Source organism: Citrobacter sp. 172116965 (assembly GCF_013458095.1).
GTDB lineage: Bacteria > Pseudomonadota > Gammaproteobacteria > Enterobacterales > Enterobacteriaceae > Citrobacter > Citrobacter braakii.
The window spans coordinates 2813833-2833599 of sequence record NZ_CP046673.1; the positions used below are offsets into that span (position 1 = coordinate 2813833).

Annotated in this window: 24 protein-coding genes; 11 read left to right on the plus strand and 13 right to left on the minus strand. The window is 51.6% G+C overall.

The window, feature by feature from the left end; genetic code table 11:
* Positions 1-20: 20 nt before the first annotated feature.
* The 4 genes from manY to mntP all read left to right on the plus strand — a co-directional run bounded on the left by manY (position 21) and on the right by mntP (position 3204).
* Complete coding sequence (manY, locus tag GPJ68_RS13580) at positions 21-821, plus strand: PTS mannose transporter subunit IIC (protein WP_016153395.1); 801 nt, start codon at positions 21-23, stop codon at positions 819-821.
* Between the two features lie 12 nt (positions 822-833).
* Positions 834-1685, plus strand: coding sequence for a PTS mannose transporter subunit IID (locus tag GPJ68_RS13585; RefSeq protein WP_016153396.1), 852 nt, complete (start codon positions 834-836; stop codon positions 1683-1685).
* Between the two features lie 60 nt (positions 1686-1745).
* Entirely contained in the window at positions 1746-2204 is a 459-nt protein-coding gene (locus GPJ68_RS13590) for a DUF986 family protein (protein ID WP_016153397.1), read from the plus strand.
* Positions 2205-2637: 433 nt separating this feature from the next.
* Positions 2638-3204, plus strand: a complete 567-nt coding sequence (gene mntP, locus GPJ68_RS13595; protein ID WP_146086834.1) for a manganese efflux pump MntP — start codon at positions 2638-2640, stop codon at positions 3202-3204.
* Here the strand turns inward: mntP and rlmA are convergent.
* The 6 genes from rlmA to mgrB all read right to left on the minus strand — a co-directional run bounded on the left by rlmA (position 3201) and on the right by mgrB (position 7543).
* Positions 3201-4010, minus strand: a complete 810-nt coding sequence (gene rlmA, locus GPJ68_RS13600; protein WP_103283743.1) for a 23S rRNA (guanine(745)-N(1))-methyltransferase — start codon at positions 4008-4010, stop codon at positions 3201-3203. The two genes, mntP and rlmA, sit on opposite strands and share 4 nt — an antisense overlap.
* Positions 4011-4073: 63 nt before the next feature.
* On the minus strand, positions 4074-5819 hold the full coding sequence (gene ftsI / locus GPJ68_RS13605; RefSeq protein WP_180836714.1) for a peptidoglycan glycosyltransferase FtsI: 1746 nt from the start codon (positions 5817-5819) through the stop codon (positions 4074-4076).
* A 219-nt stretch (positions 5820-6038) separates the two neighbouring features.
* On the minus strand, positions 6039-6248 hold the full coding sequence (gene cspE, locus GPJ68_RS13610; protein WP_001062678.1) for a transcription antiterminator/RNA stability regulator CspE: 210 nt from the start codon (positions 6246-6248) through the stop codon (positions 6039-6041).
* Between the two features lie 12 nt (positions 6249-6260).
* Positions 6261-6404, minus strand: a complete 144-nt coding sequence (locus GPJ68_RS13615; RefSeq protein ID WP_006684179.1) for a DUF2627 domain-containing protein — start codon at positions 6402-6404, stop codon at positions 6261-6263.
* 636 nt (positions 6405-7040) lie between these two features.
* Positions 7041-7325: a YebO family protein gene (locus GPJ68_RS13620; RefSeq protein WP_016156797.1), complete on the minus strand. Its 285-nt coding sequence runs from the start codon at positions 7323-7325 to the stop codon at positions 7041-7043.
* Between the two features lie 74 nt (positions 7326-7399).
* Complete coding sequence (mgrB, locus tag GPJ68_RS13625; protein ID WP_016153402.1) at positions 7400-7543, minus strand: PhoP/PhoQ regulator MgrB; 144 nt, start codon at positions 7541-7543, stop codon at positions 7400-7402.
* 164 nt (positions 7544-7707) lie between these two features.
* Between mgrB and GPJ68_RS13630 the strand changes: the two genes are divergently transcribed.
* Positions 7708-7947 (plus strand): YobH family protein, encoded by a 240-nt coding sequence (locus tag GPJ68_RS13630; protein ID WP_016153403.1) that lies wholly within the window; start codon positions 7708-7710, stop codon positions 7945-7947.
* 112 nt (positions 7948-8059) lie between these two features.
* On the opposite strand, the gene kdgR is transcribed toward GPJ68_RS13630, so the two are convergent.
* Positions 8060-8851: a DNA-binding transcriptional regulator KdgR gene (gene kdgR / locus GPJ68_RS13635; RefSeq protein ID WP_016156798.1), complete on the minus strand. Its 792-nt coding sequence runs from the start codon at positions 8849-8851 to the stop codon at positions 8060-8062.
* A gap of 174 nt (positions 8852-9025) precedes the next feature.
* Between kdgR and GPJ68_RS13640 the strand changes: the two genes are divergently transcribed.
* Entirely contained in the window at positions 9026-10399 is a 1374-nt protein-coding gene (locus GPJ68_RS13640; protein ID WP_047416598.1) for an MFS transporter, read from the plus strand.
* A 49-nt stretch (positions 10400-10448) separates the two neighbouring features.
* Here the strand turns inward: GPJ68_RS13640 and icd are convergent, their stop codons facing one another.
* Positions 10449-11699, minus strand: coding sequence for an NADP-dependent isocitrate dehydrogenase (gene icd / locus GPJ68_RS13645; protein WP_003030769.1), 1251 nt, complete (start codon positions 11697-11699; stop codon positions 10449-10451).
* Positions 11700-11901: 202 nt separating this feature from the next.
* Between icd and rluE the strand changes: the two genes are divergently transcribed.
* The 5 genes from rluE to purB are packed head-to-tail and all read left to right on the plus strand — an operon-like array spanning position 11902 to position 16210.
* On the plus strand, positions 11902-12525 hold the full coding sequence (gene rluE, locus GPJ68_RS13650) for a 23S rRNA pseudouridine(2457) synthase RluE (RefSeq protein WP_053389061.1): 624 nt from the start codon (positions 11902-11904) through the stop codon (positions 12523-12525).
* A gap of 13 nt (positions 12526-12538) precedes the next feature.
* On the plus strand, positions 12539-13000 hold the full coding sequence (locus tag GPJ68_RS13655) for an NUDIX hydrolase (RefSeq protein WP_016153407.1): 462 nt from the start codon (positions 12539-12541) through the stop codon (positions 12998-13000).
* Between the two features lie 53 nt (positions 13001-13053).
* Positions 13054-14160, plus strand: a complete 1107-nt coding sequence (mnmA, locus tag GPJ68_RS13660; RefSeq protein WP_104651392.1) for a tRNA 2-thiouridine(34) synthase MnmA — start codon at positions 13054-13056, stop codon at positions 14158-14160.
* 34 nt (positions 14161-14194) lie between these two features.
* Positions 14195-14836 carry a high frequency lysogenization protein HflD gene (gene hflD / locus GPJ68_RS13665; RefSeq protein ID WP_016153409.1) on the plus strand — a complete coding sequence of 214 codons (642 nt, stop codon included), beginning with the start codon at positions 14195-14197 and terminating at the stop codon, positions 14834-14836.
* A 3-nt stretch (positions 14837-14839) separates the two neighbouring features.
* Positions 14840-16210: an adenylosuccinate lyase gene (gene purB, locus GPJ68_RS13670; RefSeq protein ID WP_016153410.1), complete on the plus strand. Its 1371-nt coding sequence runs from the start codon at positions 14840-14842 to the stop codon at positions 16208-16210.
* Positions 16211-16284: 74 nt separating this feature from the next.
* On the opposite strand, the gene ruvB is transcribed toward purB, so the two are convergent.
* The 5 genes from ruvB to nudB form a co-directional block, all read right to left on the minus strand.
* Positions 16285-17295 (minus strand): Holliday junction branch migration DNA helicase RuvB, encoded by a 1011-nt coding sequence (gene ruvB, locus GPJ68_RS13675; RefSeq protein ID WP_016153411.1) that lies wholly within the window; start codon positions 17293-17295, stop codon positions 16285-16287.
* 8 nt (positions 17296-17303) lie between these two features.
* Positions 17304-17915, minus strand: coding sequence for a Holliday junction branch migration protein RuvA (gene ruvA / locus GPJ68_RS13680; RefSeq protein ID WP_016153412.1), 612 nt, complete (start codon positions 17913-17915; stop codon positions 17304-17306).
* Positions 17916-17995: 80 nt separating this feature from the next.
* The gene (gene ruvC, locus GPJ68_RS13685) at positions 17996-18517 is read right to left on the minus strand and encodes a crossover junction endodeoxyribonuclease RuvC (protein WP_003034867.1); all 522 of its coding nucleotides are present in this window, start codon (positions 18515-18517) and stop codon (positions 17996-17998) included.
* Between the two features lie 34 nt (positions 18518-18551).
* A complete protein-coding gene (locus GPJ68_RS13690) occupies positions 18552-19295 on the minus strand; it encodes a YebC/PmpR family DNA-binding transcriptional regulator (RefSeq protein WP_016153413.1) in 744 nt (247 codons plus the stop codon).
* A gap of 28 nt (positions 19296-19323) precedes the next feature.
* Positions 19324-19767, minus strand: coding sequence for a dihydroneopterin triphosphate diphosphatase (gene nudB, locus GPJ68_RS13695; RefSeq protein ID WP_016153414.1), 444 nt, complete (start codon positions 19765-19767; stop codon positions 19324-19326).

Below are 19767 nucleotides of genomic sequence, written 5' to 3' on the forward strand. Positions count from 1 at the left end.
ATAGCAATAGGAGAAGTACAATGGAGATTACCACTCTTCAGATTGTGCTGGTGTTCATCGTCGCATGTATCGCGGGTATGGAGTCGGTACTCGATGAATTTCAGTTCCACCGTCCGTTGGTGGCCTGTACGCTGATTGGTGCCGTTCTCGGTGATATGAAAACCGGTATCATCATCGGTGGTACCCTGGAAATGATCGCCCTGGGCTGGATGAACATCGGTGCTGCGGTTGCACCTGATGCCGCATTGGCCTCAATTATCTCTACCGTTCTGGTTATCGCGGGTCACCAAAGCATTGGTGCAGGTATCGCGCTGGCTATCCCACTGGCAGCAGCAGGCCAGGTACTGACCATCATCGTTCGTACTATCACCGTAGCATTCCAGCACGCAGCGGATAAGGCGGCAGAAAACGGTAACCTAACGGCGATCTCCTGGCTGCACGTATCCTCCCTGTTCCTGCAGGCTATGCGTATCGCTATCCCGGCGGTAATCGTGGCGATTTCTGTTGGTACCAGTGAAGTTCAGAGCATGCTTAATGCCATTCCGGAAGTTGTGACCGGCGGTCTGAACATCGCAGGGGGTATGATCGTAGTGGTTGGTTATGCGATGGTCATCAACATGATGCGCGCAGGCTACCTGATGCCATTCTTCTACCTCGGCTTCGTCACCGCGGCATTTACTAACTTCAACCTGGTTGCTCTGGGTGTGATTGGCGCAGTAATGGCTATCCTCTACATTCAGCTGAGCCCGAAATATAACCGCGTAGCCGGTGCACCTGCTGCTGCGGCTGGCAATAACGATCTCGATAACGAACTGGACTAGCAGGTGAGCGAAATGGTTGATATGACTAAAACTACCACCGAGAAAAAACTCACTCCGAGTGACATTCGTGGCGTGTTCCTTCGTTCTAACCTGTTTCAGGGTTCCTGGAACTTCGAACGTATGCAGGCGCTGGGTTTCTGTTTCTCCATGGTGCCGGCTATCCGCCGCTTGTACCCGGAAAACAACGACGCACGTAAGCAGGCTATTAAGCGTCACCTGGAATTCTTTAATACCCATCCGTACGTAGCGGCCCCCGTATTGGGCGTTACGCTGGCGATGGAAGAGCAGCGTGCAAACGGCGCAGAGATTGACGATGGTGCCATCAACGGTATCAAAGTTGGTCTGATGGGACCGCTTGCAGGCGTGGGCGACCCGATCTTCTGGGGTACCGTACGTCCGGTATTCGCCGCACTTGGCGCAGGTATCGCGATGAGCGGCAGTCTGCTTGGACCACTGCTGTTCTTCATCCTGTTTAACCTGGTTCGTCTGGCAACCCGTTACTACGGTGTGGCATACGGCTACCGTAAAGGTATCGATATCGTTAAAGATATGGGCGGTGGCTTCCTGCAGAAACTGACTGAGGGGGCGTCAATCCTCGGCCTGTTTGTCATGGGGGCATTGGTTAACAAGTGGACGCACGTAAACATCCCGCTGGTGGTTTCCACCATCACCGGTCAGGATGGTCAGACTCGTGTCACCACTGTGCAGACTATCCTTGACCAGCTGATGCCGGGTCTGGTTCCTCTGCTGTTGACTTTCGCCTGTATGTGGCTGCTGCGTAAAAAAGTGAACCCGCTGTGGATCATCGTTGGCTTCTTCGTCATCGGTATCGCGGGCTACGCTGTCGGACTGCTCGGCCTGTAAGACTGTTGTACATCACCGGGGGCTTGCCCCCGGTTTTTCTATTTAGAGGGTTGAGGATTCATGACTATCACGGACCTGGTGCTGGTTCTTTTTATCTTTTCGCTGCTGGCGTATGCCATTTACGATCAGTTCATCATGCCCCGCCGTAATGGCCCTACTCTGCTGTCTGTCGCCCTGCTTCCTCGTAGCAGAGTCGACAGCGTTATCTTCCTTGGCTTGATTGCTATTCTTATCTACAACAACATCACCAGCCACGGCGCGCAATTTACCACATGGTTATTATGTGCACTGGTATTGATGGGACTGTATCTGTTTTGGATCCGTACGCCAAAAATCATCTTCAAACAGAAAGGCTTTTTTTTCGCCAATGTTTGGATTGAATATAACCGGATTAAAGAGATGAATTTATCTGAAGACGGTGTCCTGGTGATGCAATTAGAACATCGAAGATTACTGATTCGCGTACGGAATATAGACGATCTCGAAAACATATATAAACTTTTAATTTCAAATCAATAAGTTACAAATATAGCCTGAACTATGTTTTTTATATATCCATTCAAAAATAAACATAGCTAAGGCTATATCCCACCGCTCATAATGTTATTTATTTTAACGTTTTATTTATAAATAAATCTAAATGAAAATCGTTTTCAATTAGAGGCCAAATATTATTTCTGCGTTTCTTGTTTTATATTCTCAAAATATGTTAAGGTTGCGCCCGTCGTTGGGGAGTAGCCGATTTCCAGACTCCGGAAATGTACGTGTCAACATACTCGTTGAAAAACGTGGCGCGTACGGACTGATCTTACAGGTTCAGTCAGGCGAGACCATAGGCACATCAACTGCAATGCATACCTGAATGGCGCTGTATTTACAGTGATTCCAGCCTGTATGCATGGTTACTGGGGGCAGTGATGTGTGTTATGGATACCCCGGTCAGGACGCTGTTATGAATCTCACCGCTACTGTTCTTCTTGCTTTCGGCATGTCGATGGATGCTTTCGCTGCATCAATTGGCAAAGGCGCCACCCTGCATAAGCCCAAATTTTCTGAAGCACTGCGCACCGGCCTTATTTTCGGCGCCGTTGAAACGCTTACGCCGCTCATTGGCTGGGGCATGGGTATGCTCGCCAGCAAATTTGTACTGGAGTGGAACCATTGGATCGCCTTCATTCTGCTGATCTTTTTAGGCGGACGAATGATAATAGAAGGCTTTCGTGACGACGGGGATGAAGATGAAGAGCCACAGCGCCGCCATGGCTTCTGGCTGCTGGTCACCACCGCCATTGCAACCAGTCTCGACGCAATGGCCGTCGGGGTGGGTCTGGCTTTCCTGCAGGTCAACATTATTACCACAGCGCTGGCCATCGGCTGCGCCACGTTGATTATGTCTACGCTCGGCATGATGATCGGTCGTTTCATTGGCCCAATGCTGGGCAAGCGAGCTGAAATTTTGGGCGGGCTGGTACTGATAGGTATTGGCGCCCAGATCCTCTGGGCACACTTCCACGGTTAATTCAGGCGCTGCCAGATATGAATACTAAAGTCTGTCTGGCAGTCAAACGTCGTTTTTCCGGCTAACGTTTCCCACACTTCCGGCTTTGCCCGCCAGGCGAACGGCGTCATTTGCAGTAACGCAACGGCCTCGCTACCTTTGAGCTGCATCTGATACCCCAGCGCAAGACTCTCTTGCAGAACAAAACCGTCCAGTTGCTCAGTGTGTGGCGCATGCAAACGCACCTCATCATAAATCAGCCCTTTCAGCTCCATTAAATGACGCGGACCCGGCGTGGCGGTAATAACCCAGCCACCCGGTTTTACCACGCGAGCCAGCTCCGGCGCTTTACAGGGCGCATAGATCCGGATGGTGGCATCCATTGACTCGTCGGCAAACGGCAGGCGATGGCTGGAGGCAACGCAAAAGGTCACCTGCGAATAACGTCGGGCTGCGGACTTAATCGCCACTTTAGAGACGTCAAGACCAAAGGTTGTACAGCCCGTCAGAGCATCAGCAAACGCATGGGTGTAATACCCTTCCCCACAGCCAATATCCAGGATCGCCGCATCTTCTGAACTCAACCTCTGGGTGAGCGCATCCACAATTGCATCGCGCAGCGGCTGATAATGTCCGGCATCGAGAAATGCCCGGCGCGCCTGCATCATCTCCGCGCTATCACCCGGATCGCGCGACCGTTTGTGCTGAACCGGCAGTAAGTTGACATACCCTTCTTTCGCCACGTCAAACTGGTGCCGCCCAGGGCAGACAAAACTGTTATTCGCTTGAGTAAGAGGCTGGTGGCAAAGAGGACAGGAAAACGACATGACAACTCCGGCAGGTGACTTAAGGGCGCAAGTGTAACGCGAATTGCGCCCTGGGAAAATAACTTACAGCGACGGCGAGGATACGTTGCTGCCGTGCATTACCAGCAGATGATCGGAGCCGGGAGGCATACCGTCCGGCTTTACGTTTTCCAGACGCAGGACATCGCCCATTATCTGGCTGAATACCGGTGCGGAGACTGCCCCCCCATAATAAGCACCGTTTTGCGGGTTATTTATAACCACAACCAGCGCGAACTTTGGGTCGCTTGCTGGCGCAACGCCCGCCGTATAGGCCACATATTTATCGACATATTTGCCGTCATCGCCAATTTTCTTTGCCGTTCCGGTCTTAACCGCGACGCGATAATCTCTGACCGCGGCCTTGGTTCCCCCGCCGCCGGGTAGCGCGACACTTTCCATCATATGTTCAACCTGGTGAACCAGCGCCTCCGGCATCACCCGCGTACCGATTACCGGCGGATCGATACGTGTAATAGAAAGGGGTCGATAGATACCAAAACTGCCGATGGTGGCATATACATGCGCCAGTTGGAGCGGCGTCACCATTAATCCATAGCCAAATGCGAAGGTTGCCCGGTCCAGATCGCTCCAGTAACGGCGTTGAGGCATTAATCCGCGACTTTCCCCGGTTAAACCCAGTCCGGTTGGATCGCCAAAGCCAAAGCTTTTATAGGTATTCAGTAATTTCTGTACCGGCATCGCCAGCGAAAGGTGTGACACGCCGGTATCGCTCGATTTCTGCAAAATCCCGGTCAGCGATAGCTCCGGGTAAAATCCGACGTTGCGGATACGATGCCCATCAACAATAAAAGGATGAGTATCAATCACGCTGTCAGGCTGTACTATCCCCTGCTGCAAAGCGGTCATAATCACCAGTGGTTTTACGGTTGAACCGGGTTCAAAGGTATCGCTAATTGCACGATTACGAAAATCATCCAGTACCGCGCCATCACGGTTATTGGGATTGAAATCGGGAAAGCTTGCCATGGAGAGTATTTCGCCGGTGGCAATGTTGACCAGCACTGCGGCCCCTGATTCCGCTTTATTCCATGTCACGGCATTGTCCAGCGCGTCTTCAGTAACCGTCTGCAAGCGCTCATCAATGCTGAGCTGTAATTCATGCGCCGGCACCGGCATCACTTCCGTGATATTTTCGATGACATGGCCAAATTTGTCTTTCCGTACCAGGCGGGAGCCAGGTTTGCCCATCAACTGGCTATTGAAGCTTTTCTCCAGCCCTTCAATCCCCTGACCGTCAATGTTGGTGAAACCAATCAGATTGGCCGCAACATGTCCGGCAGGATAAAAGCGGCGGGACTCTTCACGCAGGTTGATTCCCGGCAGATCCAGTTTGTCGACCCATTCTGCCTGCTGAGGAGAGATCTGGCGCGCCAGATAGATAAACCGCCCGGCTGGATTGCTGTTAACGCGTTCAGCCAGCGTGCTGAGCGAAATATGCAGCGTCTTCGCTAACGCCTGCCAACGTTCGTTATAGCCAACGCCACCCTTGCTGATAATCGTCTTCGGATCGGCCCAGACGGCGTTAACCGGAACGCTTACCGCCAGCGGTCGCCCTTCTCTGTCGGTTATCATTCCGCGTGGCGAAGCGATGGACACCTCGCGTAAGGAACGCATGTCTTCCTGTTTTACCAGATTCGTCGGCGTGACAATTTGCAACCACGCAACCCGCCCCAGCAGCAATCCAAGGCTCAATAATATTGCCACACAAAGCAGGGCAAAACGTACGGGAGTAAAATTGCGCGCATCGCCGTCGTTTTTCTTTTTCACCCGAACTCCAACAAGATAGTTTTTCAGGTGTCTGATTTAACGGGAAATGCCGCAAGAAAGCGGGGAAAACTATGCTACGAACATCACGCCTTTGCAACAAAGCGCTAATGGATGGGCATTCAGTAATATTTTGACGTAATTTGAATTAAAAAGCCCCGCATAAGCGAGGCTTTATATCTGAGATGGATGCGCAAAAGCGCTTCAAATCAGTGGTGTCGATCAGATAGCTGTTACGTTAACAGCAGCCGGACCTTTCTGGCCGTCCTGAATTTCGAACTCAACGTTCTGGCCTTCAGCCAGAGTTTTGAAGCCGTTACCCTGGATAGCGGAGAAGTGTACGAACACGTCTTTACTGCCATCAGCCGGAGTAATGAAACCAAAACCTTTAGACTCGTTGAACCACTTAACTTGACCTTTAATCTTTGCCATTTGCAAAATTCCTTAGAGTATTTTCTTCGCCCGCGGGCATAACATAGATAAAACTGAGACATTACTGCTTGAGGCACTAATATAAGGTTCGGCAGAGAAGCGGTATTCAACGTCAACGTGTTTACTCAGGACTTCTTTACTGAAAATGCCACACATAAACAGAACTGTACCTCGTTTAACCCAAAACGTGTTATCACATACAACGTTAATAATGGCAAGCCATTTTTAAACGTGTCTCGATCGGTCGCACAAATCCCGTCGTCCATCAAACAGCAACTGCACAGTTATGCGCCAGGTCGAGTAGAATTATATTCTCGCCTCTCTCCCCTATCCCCGCCTGACTTGCGCCATAGCCGGGATATTTCTACCATAGCTCAATAGCTTCAGTTGTTCCAGGTTATCTGTTACGGGTTCTGCCAGATATCATTTTTTATGCTTAGTAATGCATAAAATGTCACAAGCGTAAAAATGAGATCCGCCTTCTGGTTTTGCACCAAAATAATGAAAGAATGATGACAAGGCACAAAAAAAGTAAGAGAAACGTTTCGCTGTTAATAAAACGATCGTTATCACAAAAATGACATAATCATATTTTTTACGTATGGAAGATTATATTTATATCAGACTGGGGATAAGATATTAATTAGTCGGAGCATCTGAAAACACTGAGAATAGATGACTGCCCGGCCGCCAATTACACGACGGGGACAGAAGAAAATAATCTGACGCGCTGACGACAGGATGAAGCAACTGAGAACAACAACAACCGTTCCTCATCCTGCCATACCTTTTTTACCGCTCAGCTACCAGGCGGATGATGTCATCGTCTTCATCCTTAATGGGCAGTGCAGTAGGCTCTGCCGCTTTCTCGGGTTCGTTAGCTTCGCAAAGGCGACGTAACAAAGCGTTCTGTCTTTTTTGCTGATCTAACAATGCTTCAAGCAGCTCAATCTGTTCGTTAGTACGCGAACTTGCCCGATTGATAAAAAACCAAAGAACAAGCCCAACAATCAGAACCACCACCGATACCGCTAAAGACGCAAAACTCAACGCGCCAGAATTCAAAACTTCGTTCATTTTACCACCTCAATGTAGACAGTGTAGTTTACCACTGCCGCACAAGAAGGTAATCAACTGTTGCGAAAATGCGCTTACCAGGGAATAAATTTATTGAAGGCACAAATACCGCTGAAAAATTGTACGTCCTGATCGCACATGATGTTGAACACCTGCGCCCACATCAGTATGCATACCAGTACAACAACAATCAGCACTACCCAGCGAATTTTTTTCACTCCAGCTCCACTCTTCAACTCCACATCTTATGTCTATAAATTATCATGCGTTACCTAAACCCAGCGTTAACTGTATAGGCATTCAATCTTTTTAGGAATGATTGACTTGTTTCATACCGTGTACAGGCTAATCTAATAACAATGAGAAAAGATAAGAGGTTGTAATGCGTCTGATTATCCGCGCTATTGTGTTGTTAGCTCTGGTTTGGATCGGTTTATTATTGAGCGGCTATGGAATTTTGATTGGAAGTAAGGAGAATGCTGCCGGTCTGGGTCTGCAATGCCAATATCTGACTGCCCGTGGAACCAGCACGGCACAGTACGTCCACACCAGTAGCGGTATCATTGGCCTGTCGGATTGTCCCTTGTTAAGGAAAAGCACGGTCATTATCGATAACGGCTAATAATGCAACATTACATTCGATACGTTATTTACGCCAGGTAACGTTATGACTGTTCATAAAAAACCCCAGGTACAAAATACCTGGGGTTTTTAACATTCGCGATTACGTCAGATTAGAACGGATAGTCATTATAGCCCATTTGTTCTGAAATCTTGCGCGCTGCCGTATGCAGCATTGCCACATACTCGTGTAAACGCTCTTCTGAGAAACGCAGCGTTGGGAATGAAATACTCAACCCCGCAATAACCACGCCGAAACGGTCAAACACCGGTACGCCGATGCAGCGCAGGCCTTCTTCCTGTTCTTCGTTATCTTCGCCGTAACCCTGCTCACGTACTTTATCCAGCAGTAGCAGTAATTCATCAGTATTCGTAATGGTACGATCGGTGCTGCGTTTGTACTCAATGCCATCCAGAATCTGCTTCACTTCATCGCGGTCACGCCATGCCAGCAGAACTTTACCGATAGCCGTACTGTACAGCGGATTACGACGACCAACTCGGGAATACATGCGCAGATTGTACATAGAGTCGATTTTGTGAATGTAGACGATGCTGTCTTCATCCAGCGCACCGAGGTGGACTGTCTCTTTAGTCAGGCGCGAAAGTTCGCGCATCTGAATGTCAGCGCTACGGATAAGATCGACGTTTTGCAACGCGCGCGCGCCCAGCTCGAATAATTTCAGGGTCAGTGAGTATTTCTCAGACTCCCCTTCCTGTGCCACATAACCCAGCGTTTTCATGGTCTGCAAAAAGCGATAAACGGTGCTTTTCGACATCATGACGCGTTGCGACAACTCGGTAATACCAATTTCGCGCTCTTCACCCAGCGCCTGCAGAATGCCAAAAACTTTCAGCACGGAAGATACAGAATCGGGTTGCTTATCCAGATCTGCGATTGCCATTTATCACCCCTTTCGAGTGTTTTATAAAAATCAGAACCGGTTTTTATTATAATTTCACGTACCAACCCTCGCAATCGCTCTTTGCTCACTTAGTTACAAATCTGCGACCTAACACCTGAATATCAATGCTAAAATTAATACTCTCATCATAAATTCCACAAATATCGACTTTCTATGGAAAAAATTCAGGCCGATGGTCTGCCATTGCCCCAGCGATATGGCGCAATTTTAACCATTGTTATTGGCATTTCTATGGCAGTACTCGACGGTGCAATAGCGAACGTGGCCCTGCCAACTATCGCCGCCGATCTTCAGGCCTCACCTGCCAGCTCAATCTGGATTGTGAACGCCTATCAAATCGCGATCGTCGTTTCGCTCCTGTCCCTCTCTTTTTTAGGCGATATGTTCGGTTACCGGCGCATTTATAAGTGTGGCCTGGTCGTGTTCCTGCTTGCATCGCTATTTTGTGCCTTGTCAGATTCGTTGCACATGCTGACGCTGGCTCGCGTCGCCCAGGGTTTTGGCGGTGCGGCGCTAATGAGCGTGAATACGGCATTGATCCGACTTATTTATCCCCAGCGTCAACTCGGGCGAGGGATGGGGATTAACTCTTTTATCGTCGCGGTCTCCTCGGCCGCGGGTCCGACCATTGCCGCAGCAATTCTTTCTATTGCCTCCTGGAAATGGCTGTTTCTGATTAACGTCCCGCTGGGAATAGTCGCCCTGTTGCTGGCGATGCGCTTTTTGCCGCCCAATGCGTCCCGCGGCACTAAACCACGCTTTGACCTGCCCAGTGCGGTAATGAATGCCTTAACGTTTGGCTTGTTAATTACGGCGCTCAGCGGCTTTGCACAAGGACAGTCGCTAAAACTGATTGGAGCCGAGCTTGTGGCGCTTATGGTGGTGGGTTTTTTCTTTATCCGACGCCAGCTCGCGCTGGAGGTGCCGTTACTGCCGGTAGACCTGTTACGCATTCCACTGTTTTCACTCTCGATTTGTACCTCGATATGTTCATTCTGCGCACAAATGCTGGCATTGGTTTCCCTGCCCTTCTTTATGCAAACGGTGCTCGGACGCAGCGAGGTCGAAACAGGCCTGCTGTTGACGCCATGGCCGCTGGCAACCATGGTGATGGCGCCGCTGGCGGGATATCTGATTGAACGCGTTCACGCCGGGCTGTTGGGCGCACTGGGCATGGCGTTGATGGCCAGCGGGTTGTTTTCGCTGGTGCTGCTGCCCGTTTCCCCCTCCGATTTTAATATCATCTGGCCGATGATTCTGTGCGGCGCGGGCTTTGGCTTGTTCCAGTCCCCAAATAATCACACCATCATCACCTCCGCGCCGCGTGAACGCAGCGGTGGGGCGAGCGGTATGCTGGGGACGGCGCGCTTGCTGGGTCAGAGTACCGGGGCCGCACTGGTCGCGCTGATGCTAAACCAGTTTGGCAACAGTGGAACGCACGTCTCGCTGATAGCCGCAGGCATTCTGGCCTCGCTGGCAGCAATTGTGAGTGGTTTACGCATTACGCAACCGCGAGTTCAGGCATAAAAAAACGGGAACCTCTCGGCTCCCGTTCTCACACAACCCAGAATCTGGATTACATGTTTTCGATGATCGCGTCACCAAACTCTGAACATTTCAGCAGTTTAGCGCCATCCATCAGGCGTTCGAAATCGTAAGTTACGGTTTTCGCGTTAATCGCGCCTTCCATACCTTTAACAATCAGGTCAGCCGCTTCAACCCACCCCATGTGGCGCAGCATCATTTCAGCGGACAGAATAATGGAACCTGGGTTCACTTTATCCTGACCTGCATACTTCGGTGCAGTACCGTGGGTTGCTTCGAACAGCGCACATTCGTCACCGATGTTCGCGCCCGGCGCGATACCAATACCACCAACCTGTGCGGCCAGCGCATCGGAGATGTAGTCGCCGTTCAGGTTCATACAGGCAATCACATCATATTCAGCCGGACGCAGCAGGATCTGTTGCAGGAACGCATCGGCGATAACATCCTTAACCACGATCTCTTTACCGGTTTTCGGGTTCTTGATTTTCACCCATGGACCGCCGTCGATCAGTTCACCACCGAATTCTTCACGCGCTAACTGGTAACCCCAGTCTTTGAACGCGCCTTCGGTGAATTTCATGATGTTACCTTTGTGTACCAGGGTAACAGAATCACGATCGTTAGCGATGGCGTATTCGATCGCCGCACGAACCAGACGTTTAGTCCCTTCTTCAGAACACGGTTTGATACCAATACCGCAATGCTCCGGGAAGCGGATTTTCTTCACGCCCATCTCTTCGCGCAGGAATTTAATCACTTTCTCGGCATCTGCAGAGTCCGCTTTCCATTCGATACCTGCGTAGATATCTTCGGAGTTTTCACGGAAGATGACCATGTCGGTCAGTTCAGGGTGCTTAACCGGGCTAGGCGTGCCCTGGTAATAACGCACCGGGCGCAGGCAGACATACAGGTCAAGTTCCTGACGCAGGGCAACGTTCAGAGAGCGAATACCGCCGCCAACTGGGGTGGTCAGTGGGCCTTTGATGGCAACACGATATTCACGAATCAGATCAAGGGTTTCAGCAGGCAGCCAGACGTCCTGGCCATAAACCTGAGTGGATTTCTCGCCGGTGTAGATTTCCATCCAGGAGATTTTACGCTCGCCTTTATAGGCTTTCTCGACAGCAGCATCGACAACTTTGATCATCGGTGGGGTTACATCAACGCCGATACCGTCGCCTTCAATGAACGGGATAATCGGATTTTCAGGAACGTTGAGTTTGCCGTTTTGCAGGGTGATCTTCTTACCTTCCGCCGGAACAACTACTTTGCTTTCCATTCACCTCTCCTTCGAGCGCTTCTGGTTCTGCTCGTCTGTCATCGCGCTGCATGTGCGTTTGCGTCCTGCTGCACGAATGCGTTAGAGCAATTTTTTGTTAATGTTTTGTAATGAGCATGTCAATACTACCCTAATGTTCGTCGCCATGAAAGACACTCGTTCTTAGGCTATAATGCGGCAATTGATATAATCTGAAAATACCATGCAAAAAACTTCTTTTAGAAATCACTGGGTTGAGCGATTCAGCTCACGACAAGTCACCAAACAGCGTAAAGAAAACCAGCCAAAACGCGTGGTTTTGTTCAATAAACCCTACGATGTTTTGCCACAATTTACTGACGAGGCGGGCAGAAGCACGTTAAAAGATTTTATTCCCGTGCCGGGAATCTATGCTGCGGGCCGACTCGACCGGGACAGCGAAGGACTTTTGGTGCTGACCAATGACGGCGCGCTGCAGGCGCGGTTAACGCAACCTGGCAAGCGCACGGGGAAAATCTATTACGTCCAGGTCGAAGGCGAGCCGACAGCAGAAGCGCTGGATGCGCTGCGTACCGGGGTGACGCTCAATGATGGTCCCACGCTGCCCGCAGGTATTGAAATAGTAGAGGAACCCACCTGGCTGTGGCCGAGAAACCCGCCTATTCGGGAACGGAAAAATATCCCCACCAGTTGGCTGAAAGTTACTTTATATGAAGGCCGTAACCGCCAGGTACGTCGTATGACAGCGCATGTTGGATTCCCGACGCTGCGCCTCATCCGCTATGCCATGGGAGATTACACGCTGGAAAATCTCGCCAACGGTCAATGGCGGGATGCAACTAACTGAATAAGGAACAGGTATGTTCAAACCGCACGTCACGGTCGCCTGCATTGTGCATGCAGAAGATAAGTTCTTAGTCGTTGAGGAAACAATCAATGGCAAAGCCCTGTGGAATCAACCTGCAGGACATCTGGAAGCGGATGAAACCCTGGTGCAAGCCGCCGCTCGCGAACTGTGGGAAGAGACGGGCATCAAAGCGCAGCCGCAGCACTTCATCCGGATGCATCAATGGATTGCGCCGGACAAAACGCCCTTTTTACGTTTTCTGTTTTCTATCGAGCTTGCCAATATGTGCGCTACTGAACCTCATGACAGCGATATAGATTGCTGTCGCTGGGTCAGCGCAGAAGAGGTTCTCTCAGCGCCAAATCTGCGTTCGCCGTTGGTTGCGGAGAGTATTCGTTGCTATCAGAGCGGACAGCGCTACCCGCTGGCGATGATCGGCGAATTTAACTGGCCGTTTACAGAGGGTGTCAAGTAAGGGGCTGCGTGCTAGAATATGCCGCCTTGAAGTTCAATGTCGTGAGTATTCCTATGTCTGAAAGCCCAAAAAAAGTGATCGTCGGCATGTCCGGCGGTGTCGATTCCTCCGTTTCTGCCTGGCTGTTGCAACAACAGGGTTATCAGGTAGAAGGCCTGTTCATGAAGAACTGGGAAGAGGACGATGGCGAGGAATATTGCACAGCGGCCGCCGATCTTGCAGATGCGCAGGCTGTCTGTGACAAACTCGGCATTGAACTGCATACCGTCAACTTTGCTGCAGAATACTGGGACAACGTCTTTGAACTGTTCCTTGAAGAGTACAAAGCGGGCCGTACGCCAAACCCCGATATTCTGTGCAATAAAGAAATCAAGTTTAAAGCCTTCCTCGAGTTTGCCGCCGAAGATTTAGGTGCCGATTATATCGCCACCGGTCACTACGTGCGCCGCGCCGACGTCGACGGCAAAAGCCGCCTGCTGCGTGGACTTGATGGCAATAAAGACCAGAGCTATTTCCTCTACACGCTCGGTCATGAACAAATCGCGCAAAGCCTGTTCCCGGTCGGCGAACTGGAAAAACCGCAGGTGCGTAAAATTGCCGAAGATCTCGGTCTGATTACGGCCAAGAAAAAAGACTCAACCGGTATCTGCTTCATCGGCGAACGTAAGTTCCGCGAGTTTCTCGGTCGTTACCTGCCGGCTCAGCCTGGCAAAATCATCACCGTTGATGGCGAAGAGATTGGCCAGCATCAGGGGCTGATGTACCACACACTGGGTCAGCGTAAAGGTCTGGGCATTGGCGGGACGAAAGAAGGCACGGAAGATCCGTGGTACGTGGTGGATAAAGATGTCGAGAACAACATTCTGGTTGTTGCTCAGGGTCATGAACACCCGCGTCTGATGTCCGTTGGCCTGGTGGCGCAACAGCTGCACTGGGTCGATCGCGAACCGTTCACCGGCACAATGCGCTGCACGGTGAAAACCCGCTATCGTCAGACCGACATTCCGTGCACCGTTAAGGCGCTGGATGCTGAGCGTATTGAAGTCATTTTCGACGAGCCAGTCTCGGCGGTAACGCCGGGTCAGTCGGCTGTCTTTTACAATGGCGAAGTGTGCCTCGGCGGCGGCATTATCGAACAACGATTGCCTCTGCCGGTATAATTACTTACACATCTAATACAAGGAAGCAGTGAACGTGGCAAAGAATTATTATGACATCACCCTCGCTCTGGCAGGCATTTGTCAGTCGGCACGCCTGGTGCAGGAACTGGCGCACCAGGGGCATTGTGATGCCGATGCATTGCACGTTTCACTGAACAGTGTCATCGACATGAATCCCAGCTCTACGCTGGGCGTGTTTGGCGGTAGCGAGGCCAACCTGCGTTTAGGTCTGGAAACGATGCTCGGCGTGCTCAACGCCAGCAGTCGTCAGGGGCTGAACGCGGAACTCACCCGCTACACGTTAAGCCTGATGGTGCTGGAGCGTAAGCTGTCAGCCGCTAAAGGCGCTATGGACACGCTGGGAGACCGCATCAACGGCTTGCAGCGCCAACTGGACCATTTTGATTTGCAGTCAGAAACGTTGATGAGTGCGATGGCAGGCATTTATGTTGACGTCATCAGCCCACTCGGCCCACGTATTCAGGTTACGGGCTCCCCGGCCATCCTTCAGAGCCCACAGGTTCAGGCTAAAGTACGCGCTTCCCTGCTGGCTGGCATTCGCGCTGCCGTGCTCTGGCATCAGGTTGGTGGAGGCCGTCTGCAACTCATGTTTTCTCGTAATCGCCTGACGACTCAGGCTAAACAAATTCTTGCTCATTTAACCCCGGAGTTGTGATCTATGGAATTATCCTCACTGACCGCCGTTTCCCCTGTCGATGGACGCTACGGCGATAAAGTCAGCGCGCTGCGCGGGATTTTCAGCGAATACGGTTTGCTGAAATTCCGTGTACAAGTTGAAGTACGCTGGCTGCAAAAACTGGCCGCGCACGCAGCGATCAAGGAAGTTCCTGCTTTTGCTGCCGACGCAATCGGTTTCCTTGATGCGATTGTCGCTAACTTCAATGAAGAAGATGCTGCGCGTATCAAAACCATTGAGCGTACGACCAACCATGACGTGAAGGCAGTTGAGTATTTCCTGAAAGAGAAAGTGGCGGATATCCCGGAACTGCACGCTGTTTCCGAGTTCATCCACTTCGCGTGTACCTCAGAAGACATCAATAACCTGTCTCACGCGCTGATGCTGAAAACCGCCCGTGACGAAGTAGTTCTGCCGTACTGGCGCAAGCTTATCGACGCGGTGAAAGATTTGTCCGTACAGTATCGCGATATTCCTCTGCTCTCCCGTACCCACGGTCAGCCAGCCACCCCGTCTACGCTGGGCAAAGAAATGGCTAACGTGGCTTACCGTATGGAGCGTCAGTACCGCCAGCTCAATCAGGTCGAAATCCTCGGCAAAATCAACGGTGCAGTCGGTAACTATAACGCCCACATCGCCGCTTATCCGGAAGTGGATTGGCATCAGTTCAGCGAAGAATTTGTCACCTCGCTGGGTATCCAGTGGAACCCGTACACCACGCAGATTGAGCCGCACGACTACATTGCCGAGTTGTTTGATTGCATCGCCCGTTTCAACACTATCCTGATCGACTTCGACCGCGATGTATGGGGTTACGTGGCGCTGAACCATTTCAAACAGAAAACCATCGCGGGTGAAATTGGTTCCTCCACCATGCCGCACAAGGTGAACCCAATCGATTTCGAAAACTCCGAGGGTAACCTGGGCCTGTCTAACGCGGTTCTGCAGCATCTGGCGAGCAAACTGCCGGTCTCCCGCTGGCAGCGCGATCTGACGGACTCTACCGTTCTGCGTAACCTGGGCGTGGGGATTGGCTATGCGCTGATCGCTTATCAGTCCACGCTGAAAGGTGTGAGCAAACTGGAAGTGAACCGCGATCATCTGCTGGATGAACTGGATCATAACTGGGAAGTGCTGGCAGAGCCTATCCAGACCGTGATGCGTCGCTATGGCATTGAAAAACCATACGAGAAGCTGAAGGAGCTGACCCGCGGCAAACGCGTTGACGCCGAAGGTATGAAGCAGTTTATCGACGGTCTGGCGCTGCCTGAAGACGAGAAAACACGCCTGAAAGCAATGACGCCGGCCAATTACATTGGTCGCGCCGTCACCATGGTTGATGAACTGAAGTAATCTGTTTTACGCCTGTCAGACCTGCATCATATCGTAGGCCTGCCAGGCGTAGCGCCATCAGGGATTATTGAGTCTTATGGCATTTCCGGCGGTGTAATGCCAAAGTGGTTCCACGCCCGCACCGTTGCCATACGTCCGCGCGGAGTTCGCTGCAGAAAACCTTGCTGAATCAGATACGGCTCCAGCACGTCCTCAATGGTTTCACGCTCTTCCCCAATCGCCGCCGCCAGGTTATCCAGTCCTACCGGTCCACCGAAGAACTTATCGATAACCGCCAGCAGCAGCTTACGGTCCATATAATCGAATCCTTCCGCATCCACATTGAGCATATCCAGTGCCTGAGCGGCAATATCTGCTGAAATTGTGCCGTCATGCTTCACTTCGGAGAAGTCACGTACCCGGCGTAATAAACGGTTGGCGATACGCGGCGTACCACGGGCGCGGCGTGCCACTTCCAATGCGCCTTCATCGCTCATTTCCAGTCCCATAAAGCGGGCGCTGCGTCCAACAATGTGCTGCAGGTCTGCCACCTGATAGAATTCCAGGCGCTGTACAATACCGAAGCGGTCACGCAGCGGAGACGTTAACGAACCGGCGCGCGTCGTCGCCCCGATCAGGGTAAACGGCGGCAGATCGATCTTAATCGAACGTGCGGCTGGTCCTTCGCCAATCATGATATCCAGCTGATAATCTTCCATCGCCGGATACAGCACCTCTTCCACCACCGGTGACAGGCGATGGATTTCATCGATAAACAGCACATCGTGCGGTTCAAGGTTGGTGAGCATTGCCGCCAGATCGCCCGCTTTTTCCAGTACCGGACCGGAAGTGGTGCGCAGATTAACGCCCATTTCATTGGCAACAATATTGGCAAGCGTGGTTTTACCGAGACCTGGAGGACCGAAAATCAGCAGGTGATCGAGGGCTTCACCGCGCAGCTTCGCCGCCTGGATAAAAATTTCCATTTGCGAACGCACCTGAGGCTGGCCAATATACTCTTCCAGCAATTTGGGGCGGATCGCGCGATCCACCAGATCTTCAGGGGTCGTGCTGACAGCCGAAATCAGGCGATCTGCTTCAATCATCCTTTACCTCACAATGCCGCGCGAAGCGCTTCACGAATCAGGGTTTCACTGCTGGCATCAGGGCGAGCAATTTTGCTCACCATGCGGCTGGCTTCCTGTGGTTTATAGCCTAACGCCACCAGCGCAGCAACCGCTTCCTGCTCGGCGTCATCCGTTGCAGGACTGGCCGGAGAGGTCAGGACCAGGTCAGCCGCCGGCGTGAAGAGATCGCCATGCAGGCCTTTAAAGCGGTCTTTCATTTCTACAATCAAACGCTCTGCGGTTTTCTTACCTATGCCCGGTAATTTCACCAGCGCGCCAAGTTCTTCGCGCTCAACGGCATTAACGAACTGCTGTGCAGACATACCAGAGAGGATCGCCAGCGCCAGCTTCGGCCCGACGCCATTGGTTTTGATTAACTCTTTAAACAGCGTGCGTTCTTGTTTGTTGTTAAAACCATATAGCAGTTGAGCGTCTTCACGCACCACAAAATGGGTGAAGATAATCGCTTCCTGCCCGGCTTCCGGCAACTCGTAGAAACAGGTCATCGGCATATGGACTTCATAGCCTACTCCGCCGGTTTCCAGAAGGACCAGCGGGGGTTGTTTTTCAAGAATGATGCCTCTGAGTCTGCCTATCACGTGACGCTCCTGCGTTAAGGGCTAAAAGGTAATGCGCTATCATAAAAAAAGGCTGGATAGATATCCAGCCTCATTTATCACTAACGTAACCGACCTCGCGCCAGATTCAGCCGCGACTCGCTCATTTGCATGGCGTTCTGGCTGACGTGGCAATGGGTAATAGCAATCGCCAGCGCATCCGCGGCATCCGCCTGCGGATTTGCCGGGAGTTTTAGCAGCGTGCGCACCATATGCTGAACCTGGCTTTTTTCTGCGCTGCCGATACCCACCACGGTCTGTTTTACCTGGCGGGCAGCGTACTCAAAGACCGGAAGATCCTGATTGGTAGCCGCAACGATTGCCACGCCGCGCGCCTGCCCCAGCTTTAGCGCCGAGTCGGCATTCTTCGCCATAAAGACCTGCTCAATGGCAAAATAGTCGGGCTGGAACTGGGTGATGATTTCCGTCACGCCTGCATAAATCAACTTCAGACGTGATGGAAGATCGTCGACTTTGGTGCGAATGCAGCCGCTACCGAGGTAGGTCAGCTGTCTGCCGACCTGACGGATTACGCCATAACCGGTGATGCGCGACCCCGGGTCAATGCCGAGAATGATAGACATCACGCATCTCCTGTTAGTTTATGGCTTAACCACATCATTCGAGCGTTGCAGCAACCTCATCGGAGATTTCGCCGTTGTGGTAAACTTCCTGCACGTCGTCGCAGTCTTCCAGCATATCGATCAGACGCATCAGCTTCGGTGCCGTTTCTGCATCCATATCCGCTTTGGTGGAGGGGATCATAGACACTTCAGCCGCGTCCGCTTTCAGACCAGCCGCTTCCAGCGCATCACGCACTTTGCCCATCTCTTCCCACGCGGTGTAAACGTCAATCGCGCCGTCGTCGAAGGTCACAACGTCTTCAGCGCCCGCTTCCAGTGCCGCTTCCATAATGGCGTCTTCGTCGCCTTGTTCAAAAGAGATCACGCCTTTTTTGCTGAACAGGTAAGCTACGGAACCGTCGGTACCGAGGTTGCCGCCCGTTTTAGTGAATGCGTGACGCACTTCCGCAACGGTACGGTTACGGTTGTCAGACAGACACTCAATCATAACGGCTGTTCCGCCAGGACCGTAACCTTCATAGATGATGGTTTCCATGTTCGCATCATCGTCGCCACCAACACCACGCGCGATTGCACGGTTCAGGGTGTCACGGGTCATGTTATTTGCCAGCGCTTTATCAACCGCGGCGCGCAGACGTGGGTTAGCATCCGGATCGCCGCCGCCCAGTTTGGCTGCCGTCACCAGCTCACGAATGATTTTGGTGAAAATTTTACCGCGTTTAGCATCCTGCGCTGCTTTACGATGTCTGGTGTTGGCCCATTTACTATGACCTGCCATAAATAATCTCTCCAAAAAGCGCGCCTTTTCAGGCGACGTTAATTACAAACTCTTCAATCGCCTGCCGGTTACTCCACGACTTGGTTAACTGCGCGGCTTCGTGCGCATTAACCCAACGGTAGGTCAGATGTTCGGTGAACACGATCTCTCGTTCAGAGGGAAGTGCCAGGCAAAACCAGGATTCAGTATTACGCTCAATTCCCGGCGCATAGCGATGACGTAAATGGCTAAAAATCTCAAATTCCACCGTGCGCTGACAGTCAATTAAGGTCAGTTGCTCAGTCGCAACATCAATGGCGACCTCTTCCTTTACTTCGCGCATCGCGGCTTGCGACGCGGTTTCACCCTCTTCAAGGCTGCCGGTGACCGACTGCCAGAAATCAGGATCGTCGCGTCGCTGTAACATCAGCACTCTCCCGGTGTCCTTTGCATAAATCACGACTAACACCGAGACAGGCTGTTTGTATCTCAT